Raw genomic sequence first — 6,504 nt, forward strand, 5'->3', positions numbered from 1 at the left:
GCGGCGCGCGCCCCTAGGATCGGAGCGTGACTGCTCACGATCTGCTCGCCGGGCTCCCCGCCCGCGACGTCCCGCCCAGCGAGGTCTCGCTCAGCGAGCTCCTGAGCGACTTCGTCTCGGTGACGCACCGGATCACCCGGCTCGCCGCCCAGGCGACCGGCAACCAGGAGTCGCAGGCCGTCTGGCGCACGCTCTCGGTGCTCCTCTCGATGGGCCCGATGCGCCTGGGGGAGCTCGCCTCCCAGAGCCGCGTCTCGCAGCCCACGATGACCAAGATCGTGAAGAACCTCGTCGAGACCGGCTGGCTCGACCGCATCGCCGATCCCCTCGACGCGCGCGCCTGGCAGATCCGCCTGGCTCCCGCCGGCGCGGACGCGCTGAACGCCTGGCGGACCGACCTCGGCGACGCGCTGACGCCGATCTTCGCCGATCTCACCCTCGAGGACCGCCGCGTCCTCGAGCGCGCCGTCGAGATCATGCACGAGCGCCTCGTCGTCGGCCCGCGGGACTGACCCCTCCCGCGCGGTTCCGCCGCGCGGCACACTGGTCGCGTGCAGATGCGACTCGAGCTCGTCCCCCTCCCCGTCGGCGACGTCGACCGCGCGGTCGCCTTCTACACGGAGGTGATGGGCTTCCACCTCGACCACGACGTGCGGCCCTCCGCCGCGATGCGCGTGGTCCAGCTCACCCCGCCCGGCTCGGCCTGCTCGATCGTGGTCGGCAGCGGGATGGGCCCCGGTCCGGAGGAGGGCGTCGTCCGCTCCCTCCACCTCGTCGTCGACGACATCGCCGCCGCTCGCGCGGAGCTCGTCGGCCGCTCGCTCGAGATCAGCGAGGTCCAGGACCTGGGCGGCGTGCAGTACGCGTACTTCGCCGATCCGGACGGCAACACCTGGGCGCTCCAGGAGATCGGGAGCAGGACGCCCCCGGAGTGAGTCAGTCCTCGGGCCAGCGGACCCGGGCGTCGACGTCGGGGTGCTTGCGCAGCCAGGCCGCGACGAAGGGGCAGCGCGGGACGACCGTGCCGCCCGCCTCCGTGATCGCGGTGACCGCGGCCCGCGCGAGGATGCTCCCGAGGCCGTGGCCCTCCCACGCGTCGTCGACGACGGTGTGGGTGAGCGTCACCTCGTCGCCCTGACGGGTGTACGCGGCGAAGCCGGCCGGGGTGCCGCCGACCTCGATCACGAAGCGGGACCGCTCGGGGACGTCGCGGACGGTGGGGGTGTCGGAGTCGCTCATGCTCCGATTCTCGCCCCCCGCGGCGCCGAGGTGCTGGTGCGGATCACCAGCGAGGCGGGGATCAGCGTGTGGCGGGCCGGGGGAGGGGGCTCGCCTCGACCGAGGGCGGCCAGCGCGTCCAGCACCAGCGCGACCGCGAGCTCGCCCTGCTGGCGCGGGTCCTGGCGGATCGAGCTGAGACCGAAGAGCTCGGCGAGGGGGTGGTCGTCGATCCCGATGACGGAGACGTCCTCGGGCACCGAGAGGCCGAGCTCGCGCGCCGCGAGGATGATCCCGATCGCGATCTCGTCGGAGGCGGCGAAGATCGCCGTCGGCCGGGTCCGCGGGTCGCCGAGGACCTGCCGTCCGGCGCTGTGCCCGCCGGGGATGTCGAAGGTGGTGGGCACGATGTCCTGCGCGCCCGGCTCGAGGCCGGCGGCCTCGAGCGCCTGGCGGAAGCCGTCGCGGCGCTGCGTGTGGACGTGGAAGTCCATCTCCTCCTCCGCGAGCCCGCCGATGTGGACGACCCGCTCGTGGCCGAGGGAGAGCAGGTGCTCCGTGGCGAGGCGGGAGGCGGCGACGTCGTCGATGCTGAAGGTGGGGATGCCGGGGAGCTCGCCGCCGATGCCGACGATGGGCTTGCCCAGGGCGAGGAGCGCCTCCGTCTCGTGCGGCGAGATCTCGAGGGTGACGGCGACGATCGCGTCGACGCGCTTGCGGACGAGATAGTACTCGAACACGCTCCGGCGGGCGTCGAGGTGCTTGTCGATGTTGTAGAGGAGCAGGTCGTAGCCGGCGGCGAGCAGGGCGCGCTCGATGCCCTCGATGATCCCGGCGAAGAACCACTGGTTGATGATCGGGATGATCACGGCGATGTTGTTGCTGCGGCCGGTGACGAGGCTGGAGGCGTTGGCGGAGACGACGTAGCCCAGGCTCGTCGCGGCGCGCTCGACGCGCTGCTTCGTACCCGCGGAGACGTAGCCCCGGCCGCTGAGCGCGCGCGAGACCGTCGCCTTCGACACTCCTGCGAGCTCGGCCACCTCTTCGATGCCTGGCACGGCGTTCCTCCCGACCGTCCGGCCTCGATGCTGGAAACGGTTCCAGGAAGTTATACCCCGCCCGGCGGCCGGGCGTCGCGCCGAGATCGATCTCCGCCCGGCCCGGCGGCCGCGATCGCTGTTCTGACGCCGAATCGTTATCTCAGAGAGCGCTCTATCACCGGCGTTGTGCTTTCATCGTTCTTGTGGAAAGGTTTCCCTCCGTGGGAGCCCACCCACACGAATCCGGTGATCCGCTCGGAGTTCCTCCTGGCATCGCCATCACCAGCATCCGAGTCGTCGCGGCACACGCTTCGAGCCGCCACAGCCTCCCGATCCCGATCGGCGAGGAGCGGCCTGCTCGGCTGGTTCCACCACTCAATGAGGAGGAAGAATGCGGTCATCCCTGCACCGCCGTATCACCGTCCCGGTCGCCGTTCTGGCAGCGGCCGGCATCGCACTCGCGGGCTGCTCCAGCAGCAGTGACCCCAACGACCCGAACGCCGGCGGCGGCAGCTCGGCCGGCACGGTCGGCACCGCCGACGGCGTCGTCAACGTCTACGGCACCATCAACGGCGACGAGGCCACCCTTCTCGAGCAGTCCTGGGCGGACTGGGAGAAGGAGAGCGGCATCGAGATCAAGTACACGGGCGACAAGGAGTTCGAGAAGCAGATCGGCATCAAGGTCCAGGGTGGCGACACCCCCGACCTCGCGATCTTCCCGCAGCCGGGTCTGCTCGCCGACACCGTCGCCTCCGGCAAGGTGCAGGAGCTCCCCGAGGGCGCCCTCGCCAACGTCAAGCAGAACTGGTCCGAGGACTGGCAGAAGTACGGCCAGGTCGACGGCACCCAGTACGGCGCGCCGCTGATGGCGTCGGTCAAGGGCTACATCTGGTATTCCCCGGCCAAGTTCACGGAGTGGGGCGTCTCCGTTCCCACGACGTGGGACGAGATGGAGGCGCTCGGCAAGACGATCGCCGAGAAGACCGGCGGACCGTCCTGGTGCGCGGGCTTCAACTCCGGTGAGGCCTCCGGCTGGCCCGGAACCGACTGGATCGAGGACGCCGTCCTCCGCGAGGCCGGCCCCGACGTCTACGACTCCTGGGTCGCAGGCGACACCCCCTTCACCGACCCGGCCATCAAGTCCGCGTTCGACTCCGTCGGATCGATCCTCCTCGACCCGACCCTCGTCAACGCCGGCTACGGCGACGTGAAGTCGATCAACTCCACCGCCTTCGGCGACGTCGCCCAGAACATGGCGAACGGCACCTGCGCGCTGACCCACCAGGCCTCGTTCTTCGAGGGCTTCCTGACCTCGGCCGGCGCCAACGTGGCCGAGGACGGCGACGTGTGGGCCTTCCTCACCCCGCCGGTCAAGGCCGACGACGCCCAGGCCGTCACGGGTGGTGGCGAGATGGTCGCCGCGTTCTCGAACGACGAGGACACCGCGAAGGTCCAGGAGTACCTGGCCAGCGCCGACTGGGCCAACAGCCGCGTCTCCCTCGGCGGCGTCATCTCCGCGAACACCGGTCTCGACCCGGCCAACGCGGGCAGCGACGTCCTGAAGGACTCCATCTCGATCCTCCAGAACCCGGACACCACGTTCCGCTTCGACGCGTCCGACCTCATGCCGAAGGCAGTGGGCTCGGACAGCTTCTTCAAGGGCATGGTCGACTGGATCGACGGCACGAGCACCGACCAGGCGCTCGAGGAGATCCAGGCCGGCTACACCTCCTAGCAGCGGAGCAGAGCCGCCGCTCCCGAGTGGCGGCTCAGCTGTGACGGCCCGGCCCCCGGATCCACGGATCCCGGGGCCGGGCCCCTCCTGAGTCCAGAGTCGCACTCGAAAGGGCGTCCATGTCCCCCATCACCATCTCGGGGTTCTTCCAATGGCTGGCGGGAATCCCGCCGCTCGCGCAGATCCCGCTCATCCTCCTGGCCTTCGCGGCCGTGGTGGCGCTCATCCTCTTCTTCGTCGAGATCGCGCCCCGCCGCGGCACCGGCTACACGGTCCTCCGGCTCGCGGTCACGGTCGTCCTGCCGGTCGTCCTCCTGCTGGTCTTCGGCCTCTACAACTCCGTCCTCTGGGTCGCGGTGGTGGCCGCCGTCATCGGCGGCGCGCTGTTCCTGCTCGACTTCCGGTCCCGCAAAGGCGCGGGCTACGGACTCCAGCTCATCGCGTTCATGGCACCGGCCGCCTTCTTCATCCTCATCGGCCTGATCTACCCGACGATCACGACGGCCATCAACGCGTTCATGAAGAACGACGGCTCCGGATTCGCCGGCATCGACAACTTCGTCTGGGTCTTCACCAGCCCCGACGGCATCACCGCCTTCCTGAACACGGTGGTCTGGGTGCTCCTGGCCCCCATCACGGCGACCGCGATCGGTCTCGCCTACGCGGTCTTCATCGACAAGAGCCGCGGCGAGAAGTTCTTCAAGCTGCTGGTCTTCATGCCGATGGCGATCTCGTTCGTCGGCGCGTCGATCATCTTCAAGTTCTTCTACGACGTGCGCCAGGGCGAGCAGATCGGCCTCCTCAACGGCATCCTCACCGCCTTCGGCGCCCCGCCGGTCGACTGGCTGGGACTCGAGCCGTGGAACACGCTGTTCCTCGTCGTCGTCCTCATCTGGACCCAGGCCGGATTCGCCATGACGGTGCTCTCCGCCGCCATCAAGGGCGTCCCCTCCGAGCAGCTCGAAGCGGCCTCGCTCGACGGCACCAGCGCGTGGCAGTCCTTCTGGAACGTCACCGTCCCCGGCATCCGCTCCTCGATCGTGGTCGTCCTCACGACGATCTCGATCGCGTCGCTGAAGGTCTTCGACATCGTCTCGGCGATGACCGGCGGCCGCTCCGACACCACGGTCCTCGCGTTCGAGATGGTCCGCCAGTTCCAGCTCGGCGCCCGCAGCGGCTACAGCGCGGCCCTCGCGGTCATCCTGTTCCTGCTCGTGCTCCCGATCGTCGTCTACAACGCCCGCCAGCTCGCCAAGCAGAGGGAGATCCGATGAGCGTCACGCCCACTCCGATCCAGGTTCCGGTCGACCGCAGCACCGAGCGCGCGCTCGCCCGCGGCGAGTCCAGGATCGAGGCGGCCAGCGGCAAGGTGAAGAAGGCGACGACGTCGCGCGGCGCCACCCTCGCCGCGCTGATCATCGCCGTCATCTGGACCGTCCCCACCCTCGGTCTGTTCATCTCGTCGTTCCGCCCCGCGAACGACATCAAGACGACCGGCTGGTGGACGATCTTCGCCAACCCCGGCTTCACCCTCGACAACTACGCGAACGCGCTCAACTCCGGCGACAGCCTGACCCTGGGCAAGGCGTTCGTGAACTCGCTGGTCATCACGCTGCCGGCGGCGCTGATCCCGATCACGATCGCCAGCCTCGCCGCCTACGCGTTCGCCTGGATCGACTTCAAGGGCCGCAACACGCTCTTCGTCCTCGTGTTCTCACTCCAGATCGTCCCCATCCAGATGGCGCTCGTGCCGCTGCTGCAGCTGTTCTCGGACGGCCTGCGCATCGGAGGGCTCTACATCCTCCCCGGCCTCGGGGTGAACGGGTTGGACGGCTCCTACGCGAAGGTGTGGATCGCGCACACGATCTTCGCGCTCCCGCTCGCGATCTTCATGCTCCACAACTTCATCTCCGAGATCCCCGGCGAGGTCATCGAAGCGGCACGAGTGGACGGCGCCGGACACGGCCAGATCTTCTTCCGCATCGTGCTCCCGCTCTCGGTCCCCGCCATCGCCTCCTTCGGCATCTTCCAGTTCCTCTGGGTCTGGAACGACCTGCTGGTCGCGACGGTCTTCACCTCCGGACAAGGGCTGCCGATCACGAAGGCGCTGCAGGACCTCACCGGCTCCTACGGCCAATCGTGGGAGCTGCTCACGGCCGGCGCGTTCATCTCGATCATCGTGCCGCTCATCGTGTTCTTCTCCCTCCAGAGGTTCTTCGTCCGCGGCCTCCTCGCCGGCGCCACCAAGGGCTGACGACCCGCGGGGGTGCCGTGGGCGGCGTTGTCGTCGTCGGCGGTAGCTCCGCTACAGCTCTCCTCCTCCGCCTTGCCCACGACACCCCCGCGGGCCGTCAGCACTGCTCGTCGGGGGGAATAGGGTGCACGAACGAAGGCCCGGGTCCTGCTGCGCAGGACCCGGGCCTTCGTCGTGCGGTGGCGCCGGGGGCGGCCACCAGGGGAGCACGGCGCCGGGGGCGGCCGACTGAGGCACGGCGCCGTGCTCCCCTCGTG

The 6,504-nt window shown here is 69.5% G+C and carries 7 protein-coding genes; 5 read left to right on the forward strand and 2 right to left on the reverse strand.

Annotated elements, in window-relative coordinates; translation table 11 throughout:
* The first annotated feature begins 26 nt into the window (after nucleotides 1-26).
* Both C5C30_RS12115 and C5C30_RS12120 read left to right on the forward strand, forming a co-directional pair.
* A complete protein-coding gene (locus tag C5C30_RS12115; RefSeq protein ID WP_258059518.1) occupies nucleotides 27-512 on the forward strand; it encodes a MarR family winged helix-turn-helix transcriptional regulator in 486 nt (161 codons plus the stop codon).
* A 39-nt stretch (nucleotides 513-551) separates the two neighbouring features.
* A complete protein-coding gene (locus C5C30_RS12120; protein WP_181027271.1) occupies nucleotides 552-935 on the forward strand; it encodes a VOC family protein in 384 nt (127 codons plus the stop codon).
* Nucleotide 936: 1 nt separating this feature from the next.
* Here the strand turns inward: C5C30_RS12120 and C5C30_RS12125 are convergent, their stop codons facing one another.
* Both C5C30_RS12125 and C5C30_RS12130 read right to left on the reverse strand, forming a co-directional pair.
* Complete coding sequence (locus C5C30_RS12125) at nucleotides 937-1,239, reverse strand: GNAT family N-acetyltransferase (RefSeq protein WP_104224336.1); 303 nt, start codon at nucleotides 1,237-1,239, stop codon at nucleotides 937-939.
* Nucleotides 1,236-2,276 (reverse strand): LacI family DNA-binding transcriptional regulator, encoded by a 1,041-nt coding sequence (locus C5C30_RS12130; RefSeq protein ID WP_104227182.1) that lies wholly within the window; start codon nucleotides 2,274-2,276, stop codon nucleotides 1,236-1,238. Before C5C30_RS12130 ends, C5C30_RS12125 begins: the two co-directional genes overlap by 4 nt.
* 373 nt (nucleotides 2,277-2,649) lie before the next feature.
* Here C5C30_RS12130 and C5C30_RS12135 point away from each other — a divergent pair, with 373 nt between their 5' ends.
* From C5C30_RS12135 to C5C30_RS12145, 3 genes are all read left to right on the forward strand, one after another.
* Nucleotides 2,650-3,993 carry an ABC transporter substrate-binding protein gene (locus C5C30_RS12135; protein ID WP_104333810.1) on the forward strand — a complete coding sequence of 448 codons (1,344 nt, stop codon included), beginning with the start codon at nucleotides 2,650-2,652 and terminating at the stop codon, nucleotides 3,991-3,993.
* A 119-nt stretch (nucleotides 3,994-4,112) separates the two neighbouring features.
* Complete coding sequence (locus C5C30_RS12140) at nucleotides 4,113-5,267, forward strand: carbohydrate ABC transporter permease (RefSeq protein ID WP_181027270.1); 1,155 nt, start codon at nucleotides 4,113-4,115, stop codon at nucleotides 5,265-5,267.
* On the forward strand, nucleotides 5,264-6,247 hold the full coding sequence (locus C5C30_RS12145; RefSeq protein WP_104224339.1) for a carbohydrate ABC transporter permease: 984 nt from the start codon (nucleotides 5,264-5,266) through the stop codon (nucleotides 6,245-6,247). Before C5C30_RS12140 ends, C5C30_RS12145 begins: the two co-directional genes overlap by 4 nt.
* Nucleotides 6,248-6,504: the final 257 nt, after the last annotated feature.

It is taken from the genome of Rathayibacter sp. AY2B5, from assembly GCF_002931645.1.
Lineage (GTDB): Bacteria > Actinomycetota > Actinomycetes > Actinomycetales > Microbacteriaceae > Rathayibacter.

What these genes read in the sequence shown, in the direction of transcription:
- C5C30_RS12140 (WP_181027270.1), top strand. Translation starts at nt 4,113, where the DNA reads ATGTCCCCCATCACCATCTCGGGGTTCTTCCAATGGCTGGCGGGAATC.
- C5C30_RS12145 (WP_104224339.1), top strand. Translation starts at nt 5,264, where the DNA reads ATGAGCGTCACGCCCACTCCGATCCAGGTTCCGGTCGACCGCAGCACC.
- C5C30_RS12125 (WP_104224336.1), bottom strand. Translation starts at nt 1,239, where the DNA reads ATGAGCGACTCCGACACCCCCACCGTCCGCGACGTCCCCGAGCGGTCC.
- C5C30_RS12135 (WP_104333810.1), top strand. Translation starts at nt 2,650, where the DNA reads ATGCGGTCATCCCTGCACCGCCGTATCACCGTCCCGGTCGCCGTTCTG.